Below are 23,831 nucleotides of genomic sequence, written 5' to 3' on the forward strand. Positions count from 1 at the left end.
ATGAATATTTTAATAACAGGTGCAACAGGATTTGTAGGTACAGCTCTGACTGAACGGGTGAGTAGTGTGTATGACACGATTGCTTTAGTCCGCACTCAGAATCATGTACTTTCTGCAAATATCCAACAACTCATTGCGGCTAATATTTTTGCAGCAGACTTACCCGAAAATATAGACGTTATTATTCATTTGGCAGGCCGTGCCCATATTCTAAATGAACAAACAACAGATCCTTTAACTGAATTTCGCAAAGTGAATGTAGAAGGCACTTTAGAATTAGCACGTCAGGCTTTGGACAGAAAAGTAAAACGCTTCATATTTATGAGTTCTATCGGTGTGAATGGTTCAGTGACGCTGCAGCAACCATTTACAGAAGATGCTGTACCAAAACCCCATGCAGATTATGCTGTTTCCAAGCTAGAAGCAGAACAAGCACTTAAAAAACTATTTGCTGGATCAGACACAGAATTAGTGATTATTCGTCCCCCCTTGGTTTATGCAGCTCATGCGCCAGGTAACTTTGCTCGGTTACTCAAACTAGTTGCGAGCAATTTACCTTTACCTTTTGCAGGCACAAACAATAAACGTAGCTTTGTTGCTCTTGAAAACTTGGTAGACTTTATTCAAACCTGTATTGAACATCCGAATGCAGCCAATCAAACATTTCTAGTCGCAGATCAAACGAGTATTTCGACACGTGAGCTGGTGCAATATTTAAAGCAGGGTATGGGAAAACCCGCACATTTTATTTATATTCCACAGCCTCTTATGAAACTAGGCGCAGCATGTATTGGCAAATCCAAACTCTATGAGCAGTTGTTTGAGTCACTAGAGGTCGATACGATCAAAGCTCAGAAGTTGTTGGGTTGGACAGCGCCATTGAGTACCCAGCAAGCGATGCTGCAAGCGGGTCAAAATTATTTAAAAATGAAAGAGTAATTTACGTATGTCAATTTTTGCACTGAGCATCGTATTTTTTATACTGACATTACTATTCACAGGCTACATGCGCGCCTACGCCCTCAAGAAAAATATAATAGATAACCCCAATGAGCGTAGCTCCCACAGTGTACCTACGCCACGCGGTGGCGGCGTTGCGGTGGTGTGTAGCTACTTGTTGGCACTAACGGTGTTGATCTATAGCCAACAATTGACGGTACATATGGGGTTAACCCTTATGGCAGCAGGTTTCATCATCGCTTTACTTGGCTTTTTAGATGACCATGGGCATATTAACTCCATGCTGCGTTTAGCCGTACATTTTTTGGTGGCCATTGGTGTGGTCATCAGCTTGGGTGGTTTTAGTGAAGTCACTGTTTTTAATGGCCTGCAACTCGGCTTTATGGCTAATATTATTGCGGTACTATTTCTGGTGTGGTTATTAAATTTATATAACTTTATGGATGGTATTAATGGCATTGCTAGTGTTGAAGCCATTACTACTGTCGTTAGTATGGCTATTTTGTATTATGTACTCAATAGCACATTAAACTCAGACATATTGTGGTTATTGGCAGCCTGTGTATTTGGCTTTTTACTGTGGAACTTTCCCAAGGCTAAAATTTTTATGGGCGATGCCTGTAGCGGGTTTCTCGGCCTCACTTTGGGTATTTCGGCACTCATCGCCCTCAAAGAAAACTTGGCACTTTTTTGTGCGTGGATCATTTGTCTAGGTGTATTTGTGGTCGATGCGACCTATACCCTGATAAAACGCGTATTGAGCGGTTATAAAATGTATGATGCACATCGAAGCCATAGCTATCAAATTTTATCGCGTAAATGGGGCAGCCATACTCTAGTAACATTAGCTATAGCCGCAGTTAACCTATTTTGGTTATGGCCTATCGCCTATATTACAGTTACTCAAGATATGACTTATCCCGAAACTATGGTATTGATAGCTTATCTACCTTTAATCTTGATTGTCATTAAATTAAAAGCTGGAACACAGAATGCCTAAAAAAAAATTAATCATTTTGGGGGCTGGAGGTTTTGGCCAATCTCTTGCTGAGTTGGCAGCACTTTTAGAAAAATGGGAAGGTATTTATTTTGCTGATGATCGATGGCCAGAGCATCAATGTATAGACCAATATAATATTATTTCTGATATCTCATCTTTAAAGAATCAAAATCTTGAAGGATTTGAAGCTATTGTTGCAGTCGGAAATAACCAAATACGACAAAAGTGGCTACAATTATTACTAGATTTATCTGTACCATTAACCACTATTATTCATCCTCAAGCTGTAATTGCTCCAAGTGTTAATATTGAGCAGGGAGTGATCATTATGGCTGGCTGTGTAATTGGATCAAATAGCTTGATTCAGGAGGGAGTAATCTTAAATATCGGCACTTTACTCGACCATGACGTTATCGTCGAAGAATATGCACATTTGAGTATAGGTGCAAGAGTAGCAAGTGGGCAGTATATTTCCCGGCTCTCTTTTCTGGAAGTCGGCACAACTATTGGGCACTGATCCGAAGAATAGGGCACACTCATGTCTTAAACTAGCTTTAAAACTATAGAAAGTATTTTAAATTAAGAAGATCATCGTGAAACAACTTATTTTTAAACTTGCCTCAGTGTCCCGGCTCAGTAAACAGAGCTTTTTGATTCTGCTGGATCTTTTAATTTTTCCGGTCCTACTTTGGCTGAGTTATGCTATTCGCCAGTTTGATTTGGGAGTCGAGGTAATGCCAGGCCTTGAGCATGGGGTTATTTTAGTCAGTGTGTTAGGTGCTGCTTTTCTGGCCCTGTGCGGAATTTACCGTTTCATTGTACGCACCTTTAATGAATTTTTCATGATGAAGCTGGCAGTAGCAGTGGTACTCATGATTGGCACACTTTATGCCTTAGCCTATTTTTCTCCTGCTTTTATCCCGATGTCTATTCCTTTTATGTTCGGCTTTATGATGTTTGGCTGGGTATGGTTTAGCCGGGCAATCATCCGTTTCGTTATTAAAGGTGCTTTACAATCTGGTTTGGGACGTAAACGTATTGCGATTTATGGAGCTGGTTATGCCGGCCAGCAGATTGCCGCAGCGTTGTTTCGTTCAGACGAACACTTACCTGTATTTTTTATAGATGATAAAGCAAACTTGCAGGGTCATATTGTTGGGGGCTTGTGTGTCTATTCTATTCAAAAGGCACTTGAGCTTCTTAAAAAACATCATATAGAAGAGATTTTAATTGCTATTCCTTCGGCTAGCCGAGTCCGTAAAAGCGAAATTATTAAACAGCTAGAACCGGCACGGCTTAAAATTACCGAGCTTCCAGGCCTGACCAAGCTGGTAGATGGTGATATTAAAATCGCCGATATCCGTGAAGTCGATATTATTGACCTGCTTGGCCGCGATCCTGTGCCGCCAATTGATCACCTTCTGGCTAAAAACATTCATAATAAGGTAGTTATGGTGACTGGGGCAGGTGGGTCAATCGGCTCGGAATTATGCCGCCAGATTATTAAAAACCAGCCTTTACGTCTGGTAATTTATGAATTAACCGAGTTTGCCCTGTACAGTATTGATAAAGAACTGCGTCTGGCGACCCAATGCGAGATTATTCCAATTCTAGGGACCGTACTCGACCAGCAGAAACTGGAACGGGTAATTGAGCAGTACGCAGTACAGACGGTTTACCATGCTGCAGCCTATAAACATGTACCACTGGTCGAATGTAACCCAATTGCCGGTCTTAAAAATAATGCCATTGGTACGGCCAATAGTCTGAATGCTGCCATTAAAAAGGGTGTGGAAACCTTTGTACTGATCTCAACCGACAAGGCAGTCCGCCCGACGAATGTAATGGGAGCATCCAAGCGCATGGCAGAGCTATACTGTCAGGCAATGGCAGAAGAACAGACCCAGACCCAGATCAGTATCGTGCGCTTCGGTAATGTATTGGGCTCATCTGGTTCAGTAGTACCTCTGTTTAAACAGCAGATTGCTAAAGGTGGTCCGATTACTGTGACCCATCCTGAGGTTACCCGTTATTTTATGACTATTCCTGAGGCTTCACAGCTGGTGATTCAGGCCGGGGCACTCGGTACAGGTGGCGATGTATTTTTACTTGATATGGGGGAGCCGGTACGGATCCAGGATCTGGCACGGCAGATGGTATCTTTAAGTGGTTTAACAGTTCGTGAACAAGATACAACCGAAGGCGATATAGAGATTTGCTATAGTGGTCTGCGCCCAGGTGAAAAATTATATGAAGAATTGCTGATTGATCATGACAATACACAAATTACAGAACATAGCCGTATTTTAAGGTCATTTGAAAAACACTATACCTTTAACGAGCTGTTACCTGTATTTGAACGTATTAATAACATGACAGCTATTCAGACTGATATTGACTGGGCACTTGGCCAGCTTGAATATTATGTTGATGGCTATAAACGCAGTGGACTTGTTTCAGTAAACTAAACTTTGGAAATAATATGCAGATTAAAAAAGCGATTCTTCCGGTAGCGGGACTGGGACCCCGCTTTTTCCCCGCCAGTAAGTCTATTCCTAAAGAAATGGTAACTGTTGTTGACCGCCCGGCGATTGAATATGTGGTACGTGAAGCAGTAGATGCTGGAATTGAAGAAATTATTCTGGTAACCCATGCGTCTAAGGGAGCTATTGAAAATTACTTTGACCGTAACTTTGAGCTCGAAACCACGTTAGAACAAAAAAAGAAGTTTGACCTGTTAAAAGAAATTACTGAAATTATTCCTTCTCATATTAGTGTCATTAGTGTCCGCCAGCCGCAGCCACTCGGGCTGGGTCATGCTGTGCTCTGTGCCAAAGCAGTAGTAGGGAATGAACCTTTTGCTGTTCTGTTACCTGATGTTCTGGTGAAAAATGAGAAAGGTATAAATGATCTGGCACAAATGATGCAGCGTTATGAGACTGCACAGGCTGCCCAGATCATGGTAGAGGCCGTACCGGATGAGCTGGTGGATCAGTACGGTATTGTTGATGTTTCTCTTCTACCTGAAGCAGGTCAAAGTATAGCCATGCAGGGAATTGTTGAAAAACCTGCAGTTGGTACAGCGCCCTCTAATCTATCCGTGATTGGCCGTTATATTTTACCGGCAGAGATTATGCAGCTGCTTGAGCAGACGCCCAAGGGGGCCGGTAATGAGATTCAGTTAACGGATGCGATTGCGCTTCTACAGCAGAAACAGGTGGTAGAAGCTTACCGGATGCAGGGACAGACTTTTGATTGTGGTAGCAAGTTGGGTTACCTCAAGGCAGTGTTACATTATGGGGTTAATCATCCGCAGCTGGGTACAGACTTTAAGGCATTAATTCAGGAACTTAATTTTTAAAGCAGGAGGCACTATGAAAATTGCGGTATTTGGCGCAACCTTACAAGCCGCGGTAATGAGTGCTTTATGGGCAGAGACAGGCCACCAGGTCTACTGGTGTCAGGGAATTGAAGAAACCTGTGCACCAGGTCTTACCCTGGATACCCAGCTACTTGAGCTTCTTAGCCGGCAAAAACACTTGGGGAATTTAAATGAGACCAGTTTAAGCAGTTTAAAAGAAGATATTGATGTCTATTTTTTTGGCTTTAATCCCTCCTGTTTTCAGGAAGCCTTAGATATTGTCCAGCATTTAAGCCGTCAACCCATTATCCACCCGAAATTAATGATCAATGGTTCTACTTTTGGTTTGAAGGGTACAGCTTCACTACAGAAAATTCTGGCTAAAGATGCCTGGGTTTACTTGCCTGACATGATTCAGGAGGGCAAGTCGGCCGAGAGTTTTACTCACTCACGTGAAGTCGTAATTGGTATTGATGAAAAATATTATGATTTTGCCCAGACCCAGACCCGTGAGCTGCTGAGACCATTTTTTCCATTGAGCCAGCAATATCTGTTCATGCCTATACTGGATGCAGAATTTACCAAGCTGAGTATTTCTGGCATGCTGGCCACTCGCATCAGCTATATGAATGACTTGGCCCAAGTCGCAGAAAAATTGCATATTGATATTGAAAATGTACGTTTGGGCCTAGGTGCTGACAGCCGGATTGGTTCAAGCTATTTACAACCGGGAGTCGGATTCGGGGGCGATAATTTCTCCAGGGATATTCTGACCCTGTCAGAAACTATGTCGAGTAGTGGTACCAACAGTCGCCTTTTACAGCAGGTCTGGGAGATTAACGAGCAGCAGAAGGAAATACTTTTCCGTAAATTATGGAATTATTACTGCTGTGACTTGCAAGGTAAAACGGTTGCAATCTGGGGTGCGGCTTTTAAGGAAAATACCAGCAGTACTATTAATTCTCCAGTGCATACCATGCTGGAAGCCTTATGGGCGCAGCAGGTGACTGTAAAACTGCATGACCCGGCTGCTTTACCAGATCTGGAAAACTATTATGGTAAGCGTAAAGACCTGATTCTCTGCCGTAATCCCTATGAAGCGGTACAGGATGCTCATGCACTATGTCTGATGACAGCGTGGAAAGCCTACTGGAGTCCAGACTATTCCCGTTTAAAACAGTTAATGGCACATCCTATGATTCTGGATGGCCGTAATATTTATGACCCAGCTTATGTCAGAGCCCAAGGTTTTGCCTATGAAGGAGTGGGGCGCATATGAACCAGAATATACAACAGACATCAGAGTTTCCCAAAAATATGCCGGCCTATCAGAAGCTGGAACAGCTGGCAGAGGCACTCAAAGCCCAGCATTTAAATGACCTGTTTAAGAATGAACCAGACCGCTTCAATGATTATTCTATTCATATTGAACAGTTGACCTTTGATTATAGCAAGCATCGGGTAAATCAGGATGTTATGGAACAGCTGGTAGCATTGGCTGAACAGCAGAAGTTACCGGAATGGATTCATGCATTATTTTCTGAGCAGGAAATTAATTACACCGAGCAGCGTGCAGCTATGCACTGGGCCTTGCGGTTGCCTGAAAATGAAGTAAAACATGCTGATCTGGCAGCACAGGTCCATGAACAGTTACAGCGTATGTATGGGTTGGTCGAGAAAATCCATGCTGGACAGTTCCGCGGCGCGACTGGTGAAGTAATACGGGATGTTGTAAATATTGGAGTAGGTGGATCAGATCTTGGTCCTCTGATGACCAGTTATGCATTAGGTGATTTCAAGGTTCAGAGCCGCAGATCTCTGGGGGTCCACTTTGTTTCCACAATTGATGGTAGTCAGCTATCAGATCTGCTGCATCAGTTACGTCCTGAAACCACCGTCTTTATTATTTCGTCAAAATCTTTTAGTACCATCGATACCCTGTCAAATGCCCAGACTGCACGGCAATGGCTAGAAAAAGAACTCGGCCAGCACCCCCATATTTTAAAAAGTCATTTTATTGGAGTCTCTACCAAGCCTGAAAAAATGACAGAATGGGGAATCGTGCCTGAAAACCAGTTACTGTTATGGGAATGGGTCGGTGGACGCTATTCACTCTGGTCCTGTATTGGTCTACCGATTGCCTTAACCATTGGAATTGAAGGCTTCAAACAATTTTTGGGCGGTGCTTACACAGTAGACCGGCATTTCCAGGAAGCTCCACTACATAAAAATATTCCCGTATTGATGGCTTTACTCGGGGTGTGGAACAGTAATTTTCTGGAAATACAGACCCATGCCATTTTGCCTTACGATGGCCGCCTGAAATATTTTGCCTCTTATTTGCAGCAACTAGAAATGGAGTCAAATGGCAAATCTGTACAGCGCAATAGCGAACGGGTAAATTATAATACCTGTCCTATTATCTGGGGTGAGGTAGGCCCAAATGCACAACATGCGTTTTACCAGTTGCTGCATCAGGGAACACAAGCGGTAAGTTGTGATTTTATTGCTCCAGTCAAGCGTTATAATGCTAACCAGTTTACCTATATCCAGAATGCTGAAGCCTTGGTAGAACAGCATCACCTTGCTCTGTCTAACTGTCTGGCGCAGTCGCGTTTGCTGGCATTTGGCAATGCAGCCCTGAATCAGGAAGAGTCCGCACAACTGCCGATCTATAAGCAGTATGAAGGTAACCAGCCAAGCAGTACCCTGCTGTTACAAGAACTTAATCCATTTAGTCTGGGAATGCTGATCGCACTCTATGAGCATAAAGTTTTTGTACAGTCAGTTATCTGGAATATTAACCCATTCGATCAATGGGGAGTGGAAAAGGGTAAGCAGATTGCCAATGAACTGCTTCCCATACTGAATCGTCAGCAGGAAAATATCTCTCAGCTGGATGCTTCTACTCAAGGTTTAATTAAAGTGTTATTAGGTCAATATTATGGCTAAAGTTTTAGTCACGGGTGGAGCAGGCTATATTGGCTCGCATACCTGTATAGAGTTACTCCAAGCCGGACATGAAGTAATTGTGCTTGATAATTTAAGTAACAGTTCAGAAGAGGCTTTGCATCGAGTACAACAGCTCACACAAAAGTCACTGGTTTTTATTCAGGGCGACATACGAGACCATCAGGTGCTTGAGCAGATATTTGATGAATATAAAATTGATGCCGTTATTCATTTTGCTGGGCTGAAAGCAGTTGGGGAAAGCCAGCAGGTGCCGCTGGTGTATTTTGATAACAATATTGCAGGCAGTATAGCTCTGGTTCAGGCGATGCAGAAAGCTCAGGTATATCGGCTGGTATTTAGCTCGTCTGCTACAGTCTATGACGAAGCTAATATTTCTCCTTTAAAAGAAGAAATGCCAACAGGTATGCCAAGCAATAACTATGGCTACACCAAGCTAATGGTTGAGCAGATCTTAGAGAAACTTTCTATAGCGGATGAGCGGTGGTCTATTGCGTTATTAAGATATTTTAATCCGGTTGGGGCCCATCAAAGTGGTCAGATTGGTGAGGATCCACAAGGTATTCCAAACAATTTAATGCCATATATTACCCAGGTAGCAGTGGGTCGCCGTGAAAAATTGTCGATCTATGGAAGTGATTATAACACGGTAGATGGCACGGGTATCCGTGATTATATACATGTGGTTGACTTGGCAAATGCCCATTTATGTGCCTTAAATAACCGTTTAAATTCACAGGGATGTCGTGCCTGGAATATCGGTACTGGTCAAGGATCTTCGGTATTACAGGTAAAAAATGCATTTGAAGCAGTGAATCAAGTCAAGATTCCATTTGAGTTTGTTCCTCGCCGTACAGGTGATGTTGCAATATCCTTTGCAGATAATTCGCGTGCAATGGCTGAATTGGGCTGGCAGCCACGATATACCTTGGAAGATATGTTAAAAGATAGCTGGAAATGGCAGCAGCAAAATCCGCAAGGTTATCATTCCTGAAAAGAAAAAACGGAGTCAATACTCCGTTTTTTATAATCTTTTAAATTAACTTCTCTGAATAAGTGCGGTCAGTTCATCAATATAGTGCAGCATTGGTCGCGCAGTCCGTTCAGCCTGGATTTCAATATTCAGGCGTAGCAAAGGTTCAGTATTTGAAGCACGAACATTGAAACGCCATTCTCCAAAGTTCAGGCTGATCCCGTCAGTCTTATCAATTTGCGGTTGTTGTGATTGATAATGTGCCAAGATATTCTCAATCGTCTTTTGAGTATCTTCAACCTTAAAATTGATCTCACCACTACAAGGGAATTTTTCAATCATACGCTCAACCAGGCTCGATAGTGTTTGGCCGGTTTCTGACAGAAGAGCAATAATGAGTAACCATGGAATCATTCCACTATCACAGTAGGCAAAATCACGAAAATAATGGTGAGCACTCATTTCGCCGCCATACACAGCATTGTGTTCCCGCATAACATCTTTAATAAAAGCATGACCAGACTTGGACTGGACTGCAACACCATGGTACTGCTCGACAATATCTAGGGTATTCCATACCAGACGCGGATCATGCACAATTTTTTCACCAGACTGTTTAATCAAAAATGCTTGTGCCAGCAATCCGACAATATAATATCCTTCAATAAACTGCCCTTTTTCATCAAACAGGAAGCAGCGGTCAAAGTCGCCATCCCAAGCAATACCCAGGTCTGCCTGATGTTGCAGTACCGCTTGGCGGGTAACATCACGGTTTTCAACCAGAATCGGATTGGGAATACCATTCGGAAAATGCCCATTGGCCTCATGATGAATTTTAATAAACTCTACCGCTATATCTAAGGTCCGGAATTTAGTCTCAATAGCATCAATTACATGTCCGGCCGCACCATTTCCGGCATTAACGACCAGTTTAAGCGGGCGAATCTTGCCGGGTTCGATATAATTCATCAGATGTTCAACAAACTCTGGCAGAATATTATAAGACTGGGTAGTTCCTGGTTTTTGTACCTGTGTAAAGTTTTCACTCTCAGCTAAAGCCTGAATATCTTTTAAACCCGTATCTGCACTGATGGGGCGTGCATTTTCACGGACCAGTTTCATACCGTTATAATCCATCGGATTATGACTGGCAGTAATCTCGATTCCACCTTGTACATTTAGATGGAAAGCCCCAAAGTAAACTTCTTCGGTTCCAGTCATACCCAGATCCAGTACATTAACGCCGGCATCATTTAAGCCGCGAATAGTGGCCTGTTTTAGAGATTCACTGCTAAGACGAATATCACACCCCACTACCACAGTCTGAGGCTGATAAATCTGTCCATAGGCACGGCCAATTTTATAAGCAATCTCTTCATTCAGCTCTGTTCCGAGCTTGCCACGGATGTCATAAGCTTTAAAGCAGGTAAGTACAGTCATGAGTGATGATCAATTTTTATAAAGATGGATCTTATTATAGACCTTCGAAAAGTTATTCTAAGTATCAATCACTTACGCTTACAAAAAATAAAGAACATAAAAGTAAATTAAACTTGAATATATAACCTGTCTTTAGCAGTTAAATAAAAACAGCAATTATATAAAAATTAAAGATCTTACTTATCCATAATTCAGGTAGTTTTACCTGCTGCAGCTATATTCTTATTATCCGGTAAGTCTTTATATATTTATTATAGGGCCAGTGAACATTACTCATTTTACCAGTAGCACGGCTTCCTTGGCTGAAATGTTCTTATGACTGGTATGATTCTATACCCACAAATATATGACTTTATTAACAATACGATTTTAAGGATAGCTTATTTTTAAACTTATAAATTTTGCTTTAGCTTTTTGATTTTAACTCAAAAACAATATATTCGATTAGCATTAAAAAAGCCCCAAGTTCAACTTGAGGCTTTTTAGAATCTGGAGCGGGAAACGAGACTCGAACTCGCGACCCCAACCTTGGCAATAGTCACCGACATAAAATACACTAAATAACATAATTGGTATTTCAATAAACCCTATATATAACAGTTATATAGGGTTTTTATTTTGTGTGGTGTAATTTAAGGTAGAGTAGGGTGCTTTAAGTTTTGGTCACTAATTTTAATATGTAAATCAACAATAATTACCGACATATATATTCTCTTTCTAAGAGTAGTTTACTATTTGGTATAATATTATGATGAGGTTAGGGCTTTGACTGCTACGATTTCTGTTTGGCCTTTTGGCGTAAGACATACAAATATAAGTTTTCTACTTTTTCACGTGCCCATGGGGTGGTACGCAAGAATCGCAATGATGATTTAACACTTGGGTCTATGCAAAAACATCTAATCTCAATTTTACGACTTAAACCTTCAAAGCCACCGTAGTAATCCAATAATTCATCCAAAATGTCAGCAAGTTTTTTACCGTGTAAAGGATCATTGGTGGTGTTCATAATAGATCAATCGTATTTTGGGTGGCCATTATTATAACCTGGGCTAGTTGGAAAACTAGAGAGTTGGAATGTAGGTAATGATGGACTGAATAGCCACCAAAATTCTAGACACACATAACCATATTTTGGACTGCCACTGCTGTCCCACAATTTTTACAAGAGGAAGCTTACGCGAGCTTCCTCTTGATTGATGGAGGCTTTATCGAGTGAAAATAACGCTTTTAAGGTTTTTATTTCAAATAAATTTACTGGAATTATTCTGAGTAAGCGCTGAACTGTATTAGTTCAGAGTTAATCTGATTTTTTATCTTAGGAAAGAAAATTATTTCACCTAACCTTAAAATAATGTTTTTCAGTAACCAGCTAAATTTTTATTTGTTTATAAAGACGCTCTTTAGGGTCTTCATTTGATTTTGTGACTTTATCAGCAAATTTCTTATCTAACATCAAGGCTGCATATGTTTTGGAACCTATCTCCAATCGGTCTACCTTATTTCCTTCTTGTTCAAACTCTTCAATTAATTTATTGACTTTTTTTACGCTGATATCACTCATATCTTTCAACCATTTAATTTGGGGTTCTTTTAATCTAATCTTTAATTATTGAGATTAGATTAAAGTACAAAGCGCATTTAAGGGCTAATAGCTTATGGAGTAATCACCCCAGGTTAATTAACCCGAATCGCGGATAAGAAATAAACTTGAAAAATAAGAGGACTAGAGCCATCAGTTGAGTTACCAAACCTAAAGCTTTAGCCCCGATGTTCAATAGTAACGAATTATTCTGCGTAATTGATGATTTCTTTCTGAAATTTGAAGCAACTTATTGGAAATTTTCTAAATAAAGTCATCAGTCTATAAGAATTCGAATAGCCCAACTCAGCCTCTCAGAAATTAGTTTTATCGTCATTTGGTATATTTAGGACTTGGAAAAATTAGGCTTCATAGAAATGTCATAATTTAGAGATATTAATGTCATCGAACTGGATTAAAAAAGAACAAAAAACCCACAATAGCAAGCTGTTATGACTAAAAAAATATCCAGACGTGAACTGCTTAAGACCTCCATTGCAGGCTTCGGTGCTTTGTCTTACCCATATCTTTGACCGCTTGTGGCAGTGATGAGGATGCTTCAGATCAAGCTCAGGCACATCCTAAAGTCGCTTTTAAACATGGGGTGGCCAGTGGTGATCCCTACAGGATCGGATAATTCTATGGACACGCTTAAGTCCGGAAGATGAAAACCTGCGTTATCAGGTGCAGTGGGAAATTGCTGCCGATCAGGATTTTCGCCAGATAATCAATACAGGACAAGTTGAAACCAGTCGGTCGCAAGATTTCACGGTTAAAGTCGATGCGGATCGTCTATCGGCAGGGCAAACTTATTTTTACCGTTTTAAGTGTGCATCGGTATATTCATCTGTCGGTCAAACCAAAACTTTAGCCACGCAAAGCAAGCTGGTGCAATTTGCCGTTTGTTCATGTTCCAATTATCCAGCCGGATATTTTCATATCTATCAGGAAATTGCCCAGCAAGACCTAGATGTGGTGATTCATTTAGGGGATTACATTTATGAGTACGGGATGGGTGGTTATGCGACTGAACAGGCTGCAGCATTAGGCCGAAGTCTGGCTGCAGATAATGCTGAGGAAATCATTAAACTGGAAGACTACCGCAAGCGTTATGCCTTGTATCGAACTGATGCGGACTTACAAGCAGCACATCAGCGTCATCCATTTATTGTGGTCTGGGATGATCATGAGCTGACCAATGATACCTGGGAGCAGGGTGCGGAAAATCATGATGTTTCAGAAGGTGATTTTTTTGCACGTAAGCTGGCTGCTTTGCAGGCCTATTTTGAATGGATGCCGATTCGTCCAGTGTCTGAAACAGATCATTTGAATATTTATCGCCAGTTTAATTTTGGTGATCTGGTTCAGCTGAATATGCTGGATACTCGTATTTTGGCGCGTAACAAGCAATTGCAATATGCTGACTATCTTACCGCGACAGGACTAGATGTCAATAAATTTCAGACAGATTTGCTCAATCCGACGCGTACCTTGTTAGGACATACACAACGTGAATGGATACTGAAACAACTCAGCCAATCGAATGCCGTCTGGAATGTGCTGGGTCAGCAGGTGCTGATGAGCAAGATGCTAATTCCGGCCGAAATTCTGGCTGTTTTGGGGCAGATCACCAGTGGTCAGGCCACTGCAGATGTGTTGCTACAAGTGCGTCAGATGCTGACAGAACTGGTAGGCCTAAAAATACGCTATCTGCAAAATGATCCAACTTTGACAAAGGCAGAATTAGCCAGAATACTGACTGTTGTGCCTTATAATCTTGATGCCTGGGATGGGTACGTCGTGGAGCGTGAGGTGATTTATACGGCTTGTAAACAGCTGAATAAAAAACTGATTGTACTTGCAGGAGATACCCATAATGCCTGGAACTCCACTTTGAGAGATCAAGCCGGCAGTACAGTCGGGGTAGAACTAGCGACCAGTTCAGTTTCATCACCGGGTATGGAGAAGTATTTGCAGATTCCCTTAGCCCAGTTACAGGAATTTGAAATGGCATTTACTACGCTAATTGATGAGCTGAATTATTGTAATTTGAATCAACGCGGATACTTGAGTGTTGCATTTACCCCGGATCAGGTACAGGCGAACTGGATTTTTATCGATAGCATCCAGAATCGTAGTTATCAGGTTGATCAAAGCCGTGCGTATCAGCTTCAATTAGATCATGAATTAAATGAAATCAAACCGTTAAAGCAAACTGCCTAAGCTGCTTAGAGTTTAAATATCCGGGCCAATGCCCGGATATTTTTTTATAACATTTCATCCCTATAGCTATCAATATCCAGATGTTTGATCGTATTTGCAATACTGATGCTCATATTTTAGTAGCCGCGTATATAATCCGGCAAAGTGAATTAATTGCTGTTTTAGTTCGGCATACCGAGGATCATGGCTTGAATAAAAACGTAATTTTAGTCGTAGCAGGCAGGTTTTTTATAAGCCCAAAAACAGATTTTATGTAATGGGAACAAAAATCATGGCAGCCAAGGCCCAAGGAATTAAGAGCTTGGCTTTGTCCCTGATTCCGCGGATTTTAATTTGGGGATTTACGCATTGTTATGTGCATATCAACTCACCCATCAAAATAAGCCAAAAATTCTAATTATAGAATCAGTGGCTTAAACAGGATTCGGGTTAATTAAGATGTATGGTTTAATAAGTGCTGTTGTGCGATATACATGGGCTTATCCAAACTTGGTGTACATTGAATCCATGTTCCATCTGCTTGAAGCTCCCATGCACGGCGGTTATCTTGAAGATAATTCATTAAGCCATCTTGCAGAATTTGTTTACGAAGTTTTTTATCTTCGATTGGGAAACAGGTCTCGATGCGAGAGAATAAATTACGCCCCATCCAATCTGCACTGGCGCAATAAAGCTTGTTTTCGCCCTGATGGTAAAAATAATAAACCCGGGTATGTTCTAAAAAACGTCCCACAATTGAGCGGACTCGAATATTTTCAGAAAGCCCTTTCACTTGTGGGCGTAAGCAGCAAATTGAACGGACAATCAAATCGATTTGAACGCCCGCTTTAGATGCCCTATATAGGGCATCAATTAGTTGAGGTTCAGTTAAGGCATTTACTTTAATAATAATCTGCGCTTTTTTGCCTGCTTTGCTATTTTCAGTTTCAGTTTCGATGAGTTCAATCAATTGAGAATGCAGAGTAAATGGTGCATGAAAAAGTTTTTTCAATTTGACCATTTTCCCCATGCCTGTGAGCTCCTGAAAGACTTTATGGACATCTTCACAAATATCAGCATCACTGGTCAGTAGTCCATAATCAGTATAGATTTTGGCATTCATTGCATGATAGTTACCTGTGCCTAAATGAACATAACGTTTAATTTTGTCTATTTCACGACGCACGATCAGAATCATTTTGGCGTGGGTTTTATAGCCAACGATCCCATATACAACAACCGCCCCAGCTTCTTGTAATAGATTGGCAACTTCGATATTTGACTCTTCATCAAAGCGAGCACGTAATTCAATCACTGCTGTGACTTCCTTACCATTTCGTGCCGCTTCAGCAAGGACTTGCACAATTTCAGAATGTACACCACTCCGATAAAGGGTTTGTTTTATGGCTAACACATGTGGATCATGGGCTGCCTCTTTCAGTAGCTTAATGACCGGAGCGAAAGAGTGAAAAGGGTGATGTAATAAAACATCTCCGGTTTTTAATACCTCAAATATGGATTTTTTCCCATACAACACTTTCGGTAATTTTTGTACATGGGGAGGAAAACGTAACTCTGGCAAATTGAAGTTCGATATAAAGCGCGCCAGATTAAGCGGGCCGTCAATACGATAGAGTTGCTCTTGCTTAAGATCAAATTGTCCAAGTAAATAATCAATAATATTTTCAGGGCAATTTTTAGTCACCTCAAGTCTTACAGCCCGACCAAAGCGCCGTGAGGATAGTTCATCTTTTAAGGCAATTGCTAAGTCTTCAACATCTTCTGAGATAGTTAAATCTGCATTACGTGTGACCCGAAATTGATAACATCCAGTGGTGGTTACCCCTGGAAATAACTCATGAAGATGTTGCTGAATAATGGCTGAAAGTAGAATGTAGTGTTCATCCTCGCCAGAAATACTATTAGGTAACTTTACTAATCTAGGTAATGATCGTGGTGCGGGAACAATCGCCAAATCAATTTTTCGTCCAAATGCATCTTTACCTTCTAGGGTTACAATGAAATTTAGACTTTTATTCACTAGCCGAGGAAAGGGGTGGGCTGGATCTAAACTGATAGGTGTGACCACAGGTCGAACTTCATTATGGAAATAGTCCTTAATCCATTCTTTATGTTTTTCGAGGATGTCACCATACTGAATGAAATGAACACCATGTCCTTGCAGTTGTGGTAAGAGATTATAATTAAGTATTTTATACTGTTCTTCGACAGCTTCGTGTGCAAGTTTGGAAATGGTGGTGACTATATCTGAGAGGAGTGAGTTATCTGGACGAGCTCTAGCATGATCTGAAAGTTCAATTTGTTGCATTAAACTGGCAACTCGTATTTCAAAAAACTCATCCAGATTACTTGAAAAAATAATTAAAAAATTTAATCGTTCAAGTAAAGGGTATTCAGTATCTTTCGCCTGTGCCAACACCCGCTTATGAAACTCAAATAGTGAGAGCTCTCTATTTATATACTTTTTTAACGGATGTGATGAAGAGTTTGAAGACACATTTAAGGTAGTCATTTATGGCTCTTATAAAGTCAGATTGCAGCGCTGAAGGAAGCTAATAGAAAATTCTTTAAAGCCTTTGAAAGAGGTTAATTGACTCTTTGTAAATAAAAAAATGACTAATTCTGTAGAAAGGCTAAGAATTAAACTTTATTCAACTAAGCATTCTGTGACTGTTTCATGACATATTTATGACATCGTACTGTATTGTTATTTCATCTGGGTAATATTCAGACTTTTATCTGAATTTAGAAGAAAAGGGGCAACGTTGATTTAAACCGGGACAACTTGGGGGCTTAATGAGAAAAATTCTAGAAAAGCGATTTCACTAAAACTGTCATCAGTTATTCATAGTGATGTCATGTATAAAAACTAAGCTATTTTGAATTTTAACAACTGTTCAAAATCATTATGAATATAAAACCAAAAATATTGAGTTTAAGTTTAATACTTATGGGGTGCTCGTTTTCTGCACATGCACAATTAATGTTTAGTCAGTATATAGATGGTACATCTAATAAAAAGGGTTTGGAAATCTATAACCCTGACAGTTTAACAGTGAACTTAGCTGATTATGAGATTCAACAATTTACTAATGGTTCAACCACGAAATCTGCGACTTTTCAATTAGAAGGTTCATTGGCAAGTAAAGCAAAATACATTATTGGTCGAACAGAGTTGCAGGCAGTAATTGGTAATAAAGTCAATCAAGTGGCAGGACTTGCATTTAATGGAGATGATACCTTGGTCCTGTTTTATAAAGGTACTCCAATAGACCGTTTTGGTCGTGTGGGAGAGGATCCAGGTACTGGTTGGGGAGTGGGTTTTAGTAGTTATCAAAATAGTTTGTCACGTACTAAAACTTCAAATAATGTAACTTCAATTGATCCTGCAACAGCATTTGAGTTAGAAAGCGAATGGTCTAAATGGTCTGATCGAAATGAGTTTTCCCAGTATTTAGATACAAGCGCGCCTATAACCTCCCCCGTTACTCCTATCAGTTGTAATACAGCAGATACGGCGATTGCGGACCTACAATCTGCCGCAGAAAATCAACCATATGTTGTTCGTGGTGTTATTACCGCAGACTACCGTTATGACAATGGTTTTTCTGGTTTTTATATACAAACGCCCGATAGTAAAGCCAAATCCAATTTAAGTAATGCTATTTTTGTCTATCTTCCTGCAAGTAGTAAAATCACTGGAGGAAAAGTAGGTGAAGAGGTTATTTTAAAAGGTCGTTTAACCTCATATCAAAACCAACTCCAAATAGATCAACTTGATCAAAATATTCAAACCTGTCATACACAAGCATCCAATACAGTCACGGCACAGGCACTTAATTTACCGTTTACCAGTTTGACGGAGATAGCAGGAAATGTACCTAAACGCTATCAAGGGATGCTGGTTAAAATCCCACAAACTTTAACGATAAGTGAAAATTACAATTACGGTCGTTATGGTGAGCTATCTTTAAGTTTAGGTCGCTTGTATATTCCAACTAATCTATATCCTGCAAAATCTGCTGAAGCAGTTGCATTAGCCCAGCAAAATCTGCTTTCTAAAATTATCTTGGATGATGGCTATAATAATCAAAATAGAACACCATTACTTCCGCAAAACTTCAATGCCATAAATACATTAAGAACAGGTTCTGAACTGAAAAATGTTGAGGGGATTTTAGAATATCGTTTTAATGCATGGCGAATTCAACCGATACAGGGGAAGGTACAACCTGAAATTATCAAGGATACTAATTTACGTCCTTCAACGGTGATTCCAAAAGATGTTAAACAAATTCGCGCTGCGGCTTTTAATGTCTTAAATTATGATAATGGTTCAGAAAAAGGTTTCCCAACAGAACGTGGTGCAAGCTCAGAAACTGAGTTTAAGAAGCAACATCAAAAAATTGTCAGTGCTTTAAAAACAATTGATGCCGATGTGTATGGGTTAATGGAAATCGCAAATAATGGTTTTGATGATAAAAGTGCAGTGGCATACTTATCGCAAGCCTTAGGTGCAGACTGGAAATATGTCATTCCAACCCAAATGACAAAATTAGGTACAGATGCAATTGCAGTTGCGATTATCTATAACAGTAAGCGCGTAAAACCTGTAGGTGAGCCTGCAGTTTATGATGATCAGACTGAAAAGAACCGTGTCACCATGGCGCAAAGTTTCCAATCTGTAAATGGTGGAAAAATATTTACGATAGTACCCAATCACTTAAAGTCGAAAGGCAGTTGTCCTACCGATAAAACTCTGGCCGATGCTGATCAGGGTGATGGTCAAGGTTGCTGGAATGCAACACGTTTAACTGCAGTACAAGAACTTATGCAGTGGATTGCAAAAAATCCAACACAAGTGGCTAAACCAAATTATTTGCTGGTCGGTGATATGAATAGTTATGCTAAAGAAGATCCGATTTTAGCATTAGAAAAAGCCAATTATAAAGTCTTGCTCAATGACGAAAAAATTGGACAAGGTAAAACAGCCTATAGTTATGTATTTGGTGTTGCAAGTGATGCCAATGGCAATGGGGGCGCAGGAAACCTAGACCATGCAATTGCTGATGCAGACTTATATCCAATGGTGAAACGCGCTTTTGCTTGGCACATCAATGCTGATGAGCCGACGGCCTTAGACTATAACGAAGAATATAAAACAGATGAGCAAATTGCAGCATTCTATAGCGATGATGCATTCCGTTCTTCCGATCATGATCCTGTAATTGTTGATATGGATTTAAACGAAAATATATCGAGTAATCCTGATACAGGAAAAATAAGCGGTGGCAGCATGGGGATCTGGTCAATGTTAACCTTAACGGGCCTCGTTTTAGTTTCCATGATACGCAGACGTAAATTTTGATATGAGTTCATCGACTGTAAATTAAGAAAACTGACGAAATAAATTTAATCTATAAGGGGAAATTTCATATTTCTCCTTATTTTATTGAGTGCTTAAAAAATTAGCCAAGCAATAATCAAACATATGCTTATTCAAAATTTATAATTTAAGCTTGGGGCATGAAATGAAAAGTTCCCTAATGGGATAACTTAACCATTTGTTAAAAAACAATTAGAAAAAATAGTGAATGTCATGAATTTTAAACAGCAGACCTACATGATGTTTGTTTAAATTATAATCAGGTGGGGTGGTCATGTCTTTTAATAATAAACTAACTAGGTATTCGGGTTTTACATGCAGTTTATTAGTTTCTAGTATGTTTTTAACTGGGTGTAATAATGATAGTAAAGAAAATACGAATATAACGCCTGTTATTCCTCCTAAACCGCTGGAAGTCAATTTAGTACATATTAATGACAGTCATTCACATTTGGATGAGGAAAGTACTATATTAATGCTTGAAACTTCGATGGGTAAACGTGAAGAAATACAAGTCTCTAATGGTGGTTTTGCACGCGTTGCTGCGTTGATGAATACTTTGGCAAGCACTGAGAAGAATCCAATAAAAATTCATTCAGGTGATGCCATTACTGGGGACCTCTATTTTACTTTGAAAGAAGGTGAAGCAGAGGCAGATCTCATGAATAGTGTTTGTTTCGATACGTTAACGCTAGGTAATCATGAATTCGATAATACGGATGATGGCTTAAAAAAATTTATTGGATTCTTAAATGATAAAGGTAATTGTGAAAATAAAACCCAAGTCTTGAGTGCAAATGTCGAGTTTGGAAAAACTTCAGCACTATACCAAACTAACCTTGTTAAACCTTATACAGTTATGGAAAAAGAAGGGCAGAAAATTGCTTTAATTGGTTTAACGATTGCCAATAAAACTAAAAATGCTTCTCGACCAAATCAAGATACTGTATTTAATGATGAAGTAGTTACTGCACAAAAATATATTGATGAGCTAAAACAGCAAGGCATCAATAAAATTATTGTTCAATCTCATTTAGGGTACGGGTTAGAAAAAGATTTAGCCACTAAATTGTCAGGCGTTGATGTCATTGTTGGCGGAGATTCTCATACCTTGCTGGCAGATGCGAAACTTAAAAGTTACGGTATAAGCCCAGAGGGTGACTATCCCACTGTATTAAAAAATAAAGATGGTGATCAGGTCTGTGTTGTACAGGCATGGCAATATAGTTATGTCGTCGGACAACTCAAAGTCAACTTTGATGCCGATGGTAAAATTGAAGCATGTGCAGGAAAAGCCAATGTATTGATTGGCGATGATTTTAAACGTACAGCTAAAGATGCTCCAGCATTGATGAGTACGGAACTAGATTCTATTAAGCGAGATATTGAAAATAGTAACTCCTTACGTATTGTACAGCCTGATGCTATAGCTTTAAGTATTTTAGAACCGTATAAAGTCGCTAAAAACTTATTAGGCAAAGAAAAAGTTGCCATTGCTAATGATAATTTATGCTTACGTCGTGTTCCAGGAATGACCAAAGATACATCACGTTCTAGTTTAGGTGATGTCTGCAATAAAGCAGATTTTATTAATCAGCATGGGGGTGATGTACAGCAGCTGGTTGCCGAAGCATTTCTACAGCAAGGTAAAAAATATTTTAATGCAGATATTTCAATCCAAAACGGAGGAGGGGTAAGGGTAGATCTGCCTCAAGGTGATATTACGGTAGAGAAAATTTATACAGTGCTGCCATTCAAAAATACCTTAGTACAATTAAATGCAACTGGCCAAGAAATTAAAGCAGTGCTGGAAGATGCCATGGATGCTGTTACGAGTAATAACACAGGCAGTTATCCATATGCGGGTGGACTACAATGGGATGTAGATTTAACTAAGGCAAAGGGTCAGCGTTTATCCAATTTAAAGGTTCGAAATGCACAAGGTCAATATCAGCCATTAAATATGAATCAGACCTATCAAGTAATTACCATCAACTTTCTGGCTGATGGTCAGGACTTTTACACAAGCTTTAAAGACATTACTGGTGAGCGTCGTATAGATGTGGGATTAGATTATGCAGAAGCATTTTTGCAGTATGTAGAAGGGTTACCTGGTGAAAAAGGGCAAAAGGCCTTGTCCCGATTGCCAGTTGAGCAATACAGCACGCAAAATTATAAAGAATAAAAAGGATTTATTGATAAAAGATAAAAATTTTGGCTCAGACCGATCCATAGTTTTAAAAAAAAGAAGCTCCATTGAGCTTCTTTTTTTTAAAACTATGGATTAGAGAAATATTACTTTTTAAATTTTCATTCAAATTAATTTAAAAGGGGAAATAACTATTCCGATTCGTAAAGCGTATATTTGGTCTATATAGTACAATGGAAGTTGATTACATAGTTTTTGCTGGAAAATCTAAGGTTTGTCGTAATTTTTTGAAAGACGTTAAGTGATATTTAAGAATCAAATAAACTATTTTCATCATAGTGAAATAATTTGATTTTATATTTAGTGCAAATAAATAATACTGAATAATTAGTGATACAGCGCAAATTGATCTGTTTAATTTGGGAGAGTTAAACAGATTTTTTTCTTGAAAAAAATATCTAATCCCTAGCCGAAATTGTTACGGCACTAACAGCCCCGTCAAGTTATTGAGCGGGGTTTTTCTTTTTTTATTGGTGGTACACATGGATGCAGTCAATGCAAAGAGAACCTTAAATAAATTACACAATGAGTGAAAGAGATATGAAAACTTTGAACCGACATTTATAAACAGCTAACAGGTGATCACTATTGATGATAATGATGCCTAGTATTTACATGCCTATGAAGAATATTTAATCCAATATTAACCAGGAATATCTATTTAAATACAAATAGAACAGTGGGTTAATTTTTTAAAAAAGTCGCTCTTGGTGTAATACAGTCATAGGCTTATGTAGGGTAGCAGGTGATATGTCATCTAACTCATTAAGCTGAACAGATCGTGGGCGGCCAATACACGCTAAGCAAAACTAAAATTGCAGAGCATGACCATCTTTTACTGAATAGAGCTGCAGACGAGGAAAATCCTCTAGAGTCGATGGATATTTATCTGTATTAGTTCAGACTTGATCGTACATTCTTCTTGAAAAAGAGAAAGTTACCCGTTTTGATAAAGGTGTCGAAATCTTAATCAAACAAAGGTAACTTTCTTATGTTGCATACTAACAATCAAATCATTAAACACAAAGTAGGTCTGCTTAATTTAGCTGAAGAGCTTCAGAATGTATCCAGAGCATGCAAAGTGATGGGTGTTTCAAGAGATACATTTTATCGCTATCAGGAATTAGTGAAGTCTGGTGATATTGACGCACTGATTAATAAGTCCCGTCGAGTACCAAATTTAAAAAACCGTGTAGATGATGCTACTGAACAGGCTGTTATTGATTTCGCAATTCAATATCCCGCATATGGTCAGCACCGTACTAGTAATGAATTACGCAAGAAGGGTGTATTCGTTTCAGGGAGTGGGGTTCGCTCTATATGGCTTCGTCATGATTTAGAAAACTTTAAGAAACGTTTAAAAGCACTTGAGGCTAAAGTGGCACAGGATGGTATTGAATTAAATGATCAGCAGATTGCGGCACTTGAACGTAAGCATGAGGATGACGTTGCTTGTGGTGAAATCGAAACAGCTCATCCAGGCTATTTAGGCGCGCAAGACACCTTTTATGTCGGGAATCTCAAAGGTGTTGGACGAATCTATCAACAAACATTCATCGACACTTATAGCAAGGTCGTTCATTGCAAGCTCTATACAACAAAAACACCGATTACAGCGGCTGATTTACTCAATGATCGTGTGTTGCCATTCTATCAATCTCAGGACTTACCAATGCTTCGCATCCTCACAGACAGAGGTACTGAGTATTGCGGTAAGGTAGAACAAC

At 39.7% G+C, this 23,831-nt stretch carries 15 protein-coding genes and 6 pseudogenes; 14 read left to right on the forward strand and 7 right to left on the reverse strand.

Annotation, left to right across the window (positions count from 1 at the left end; translation table 11 throughout):
* The 8 genes from J502_RS06745 (at position 1) to galE (ending at position 9,285) form a co-directional block, all read left to right on the forward strand.
* Entirely contained in the window at positions 1-939 is a 939-nt protein-coding gene (locus tag J502_RS06745) for an NAD-dependent epimerase/dehydratase family protein (protein ID WP_034683514.1), read from the forward strand.
* A gap of 7 nt (positions 940-946) precedes the next feature.
* The gene (locus tag J502_RS06750) at positions 947-1,960 is read left to right on the forward strand and encodes an MraY family glycosyltransferase (RefSeq protein WP_034683516.1); all 1,014 of its coding nucleotides are present in this window, start codon (positions 947-949) and stop codon (positions 1,958-1,960) included.
* A complete protein-coding gene (locus tag J502_RS06755) occupies positions 1,953-2,477 on the forward strand; it encodes an acetyltransferase (protein ID WP_034683518.1) in 525 nt (174 codons plus the stop codon). The genes J502_RS06750 and J502_RS06755 overlap by 8 nt, the downstream gene beginning before the upstream one ends.
* A 76-nt stretch (positions 2,478-2,553) precedes the next feature.
* Entirely contained in the window at positions 2,554-4,428 is a 1,875-nt protein-coding gene (locus J502_RS06760; protein ID WP_034682157.1) for a polysaccharide biosynthesis protein, read from the forward strand.
* A gap of 14 nt (positions 4,429-4,442) precedes the next feature.
* Entirely contained in the window at positions 4,443-5,321 is an 879-nt protein-coding gene (galU, locus tag J502_RS06765; RefSeq protein WP_034683521.1) for a UTP--glucose-1-phosphate uridylyltransferase GalU, read from the forward strand.
* A gap of 13 nt (positions 5,322-5,334) precedes the next feature.
* Positions 5,335-6,600 carry a UDP binding domain-containing protein gene (locus J502_RS06770; RefSeq protein WP_005405339.1) on the forward strand — a complete coding sequence of 422 codons (1,266 nt, stop codon included), beginning with the start codon at positions 5,335-5,337 and terminating at the stop codon, positions 6,598-6,600.
* A complete protein-coding gene (gene pgi, locus J502_RS06775; protein WP_005405338.1) occupies positions 6,597-8,273 on the forward strand; it encodes a glucose-6-phosphate isomerase in 1,677 nt (558 codons plus the stop codon). The genes J502_RS06770 and pgi overlap by 4 nt, the downstream gene beginning before the upstream one ends.
* A complete protein-coding gene (gene galE / locus J502_RS06780; RefSeq protein WP_034683523.1) occupies positions 8,266-9,285 on the forward strand; it encodes a UDP-glucose 4-epimerase GalE in 1,020 nt (339 codons plus the stop codon). The genes pgi and galE overlap by 8 nt, the downstream gene beginning before the upstream one ends.
* A 45-nt stretch (positions 9,286-9,330) precedes the next feature.
* On the opposite strand, the gene J502_RS06785 is transcribed toward galE, so the two are convergent.
* From J502_RS06785 to J502_RS06795, 4 genes and pseudogenes are all read right to left on the reverse strand, one after another.
* Positions 9,331-10,704 (reverse strand): phosphohexomutase domain-containing protein, encoded by a 1,374-nt coding sequence (locus J502_RS06785; RefSeq protein WP_034683524.1) that lies wholly within the window; start codon positions 10,702-10,704, stop codon positions 9,331-9,333.
* Positions 10,705-11,476: 772 nt separating this feature from the next.
* Positions 11,477-11,713: a VF530 family protein gene (locus J502_RS06790; protein ID WP_004280931.1), complete on the reverse strand. Its 237-nt coding sequence runs from the start codon at positions 11,711-11,713 to the stop codon at positions 11,477-11,479.
* 153 nt (positions 11,714-11,866) lie between these two features.
* Positions 11,867-11,992: pseudogene (locus J502_RS16815) on the reverse strand (IS4 family transposase); the annotation flags it as partial.
* 84 nt (positions 11,993-12,076) lie between these two features.
* Positions 12,077-12,268, reverse strand: a complete 192-nt coding sequence (locus J502_RS06795; RefSeq protein ID WP_005233279.1) for a hypothetical protein — start codon at positions 12,266-12,268, stop codon at positions 12,077-12,079.
* 206 nt (positions 12,269-12,474) lie between these two features.
* Here J502_RS06795 and J502_RS16505 point away from each other — a divergent pair.
* Together J502_RS16505 and J502_RS06800 are read left to right on the forward strand one after the other, a co-directional pair.
* Positions 12,475-12,630: pseudogene (locus J502_RS16505) on the forward strand (IS982 family transposase); the annotation flags it as partial.
* Between the two features lie 108 nt (positions 12,631-12,738).
* Positions 12,739-14,509, forward strand: a pseudogene (locus tag J502_RS06800) (alkaline phosphatase D family protein).
* Between the two features lie 44 nt (positions 14,510-14,553).
* On the opposite strand, the pseudogene J502_RS17225 reads toward J502_RS06800, so the two are convergent.
* Positions 14,554-14,766, reverse strand: a pseudogene (locus J502_RS17225) (hypothetical protein); the annotation flags it as partial.
* A gap of 70 nt (positions 14,767-14,836) precedes the next feature.
* On the opposite strand from J502_RS17225, the pseudogene J502_RS17260 reads away from it, so the two are divergent.
* A pseudogene (locus tag J502_RS17260) lies at positions 14,837-14,926 on the forward strand (IS982 family transposase); the annotation flags it as partial.
* A gap of 16 nt (positions 14,927-14,942) precedes the next feature.
* Here J502_RS17260 and ppk1 read toward each other — a convergent pair.
* Positions 14,943-17,021, reverse strand: a complete 2,079-nt coding sequence (gene ppk1 / locus J502_RS06805) for a polyphosphate kinase 1 (protein ID WP_005105077.1) — start codon at positions 17,019-17,021, stop codon at positions 14,943-14,945.
* Between the two features lie 393 nt (positions 17,022-17,414).
* Between ppk1 and J502_RS06810 the strand changes: the two genes are divergently transcribed.
* Both J502_RS06810 and J502_RS06815 read left to right on the forward strand, forming a co-directional pair.
* Positions 17,415-19,877, forward strand: coding sequence for an ExeM/NucH family extracellular endonuclease (locus J502_RS06810; protein ID WP_200004097.1), 2,463 nt, complete (start codon positions 17,415-17,417; stop codon positions 19,875-19,877).
* 292 nt (positions 19,878-20,169) lie between these two features.
* Entirely contained in the window at positions 20,170-22,080 is a 1,911-nt protein-coding gene (locus J502_RS06815) for a bifunctional metallophosphatase/5'-nucleotidase (protein ID WP_005105082.1), read from the forward strand.
* Positions 22,081-22,796: 716 nt separating this feature from the next.
* Here J502_RS06815 and J502_RS17265 read toward each other — a convergent pair.
* Positions 22,797-23,000, reverse strand: a pseudogene (locus J502_RS17265) (hypothetical protein); the annotation flags it as partial.
* A gap of 95 nt (positions 23,001-23,095) precedes the next feature.
* On the opposite strand from J502_RS17265, the gene J502_RS06820 reads away from it, so the two are divergent.
* On the forward strand, positions 23,096-23,831 hold a 736-nt coding region (locus J502_RS06820; protein ID WP_034683531.1), incomplete at its 3' end, for an IS481 family transposase.

The sequence above is a fragment of the Acinetobacter sp. 1294596 genome (assembly GCF_000582925.1).
Classification (GTDB): Bacteria; Pseudomonadota; Gammaproteobacteria; order Pseudomonadales; family Moraxellaceae; genus Acinetobacter; species Acinetobacter radioresistens.

Coding starts and splice junctions, on each gene's coding strand:
- J502_RS06755 (WP_034683518.1), top strand. CDS start 1,953: ATGCCTAAAAAAAAATTAATCATTTTGGGGGCTGGAGGTTTTGGCCAA.
- J502_RS06785 (WP_034683524.1), bottom strand. CDS start 10,704: ATGACTGTACTTACCTGCTTTAAAGCTTATGACATCCGTGGCAAGCTC.
- J502_RS06790 (WP_004280931.1), bottom strand. CDS start 11,713: ATGAACACCACCAATGATCCTTTACACGGTAAAAAACTTGCTGACATT.
- J502_RS06745 (WP_034683514.1), top strand. CDS start 1: ATGAATATTTTAATAACAGGTGCAACAGGATTTGTAGGTACAGCTCTG.
- pgi (WP_005405338.1), top strand. CDS start 6,597: ATGAACCAGAATATACAACAGACATCAGAGTTTCCCAAAAATATGCCG.
- J502_RS06770 (WP_005405339.1), top strand. CDS start 5,335: ATGAAAATTGCGGTATTTGGCGCAACCTTACAAGCCGCGGTAATGAGT.
- galU (WP_034683521.1), top strand. CDS start 4,443: ATGCAGATTAAAAAAGCGATTCTTCCGGTAGCGGGACTGGGACCCCGC.
- J502_RS06795 (WP_005233279.1), bottom strand. CDS start 12,268: ATGAGTGATATCAGCGTAAAAAAAGTCAATAAATTAATTGAAGAGTTT.
- ppk1 (WP_005105077.1), bottom strand. CDS start 17,021: ATGACTACCTTAAATGTGTCTTCAAACTCTTCATCACATCCGTTAAAA.
- J502_RS06750 (WP_034683516.1), top strand. CDS start 947: ATGTCAATTTTTGCACTGAGCATCGTATTTTTTATACTGACATTACTA.
- galE (WP_034683523.1), top strand. CDS start 8,266: ATGGCTAAAGTTTTAGTCACGGGTGGAGCAGGCTATATTGGCTCGCAT.
- J502_RS06815 (WP_005105082.1), top strand. CDS start 20,170: ATGTCTTTTAATAATAAACTAACTAGGTATTCGGGTTTTACATGCAGT.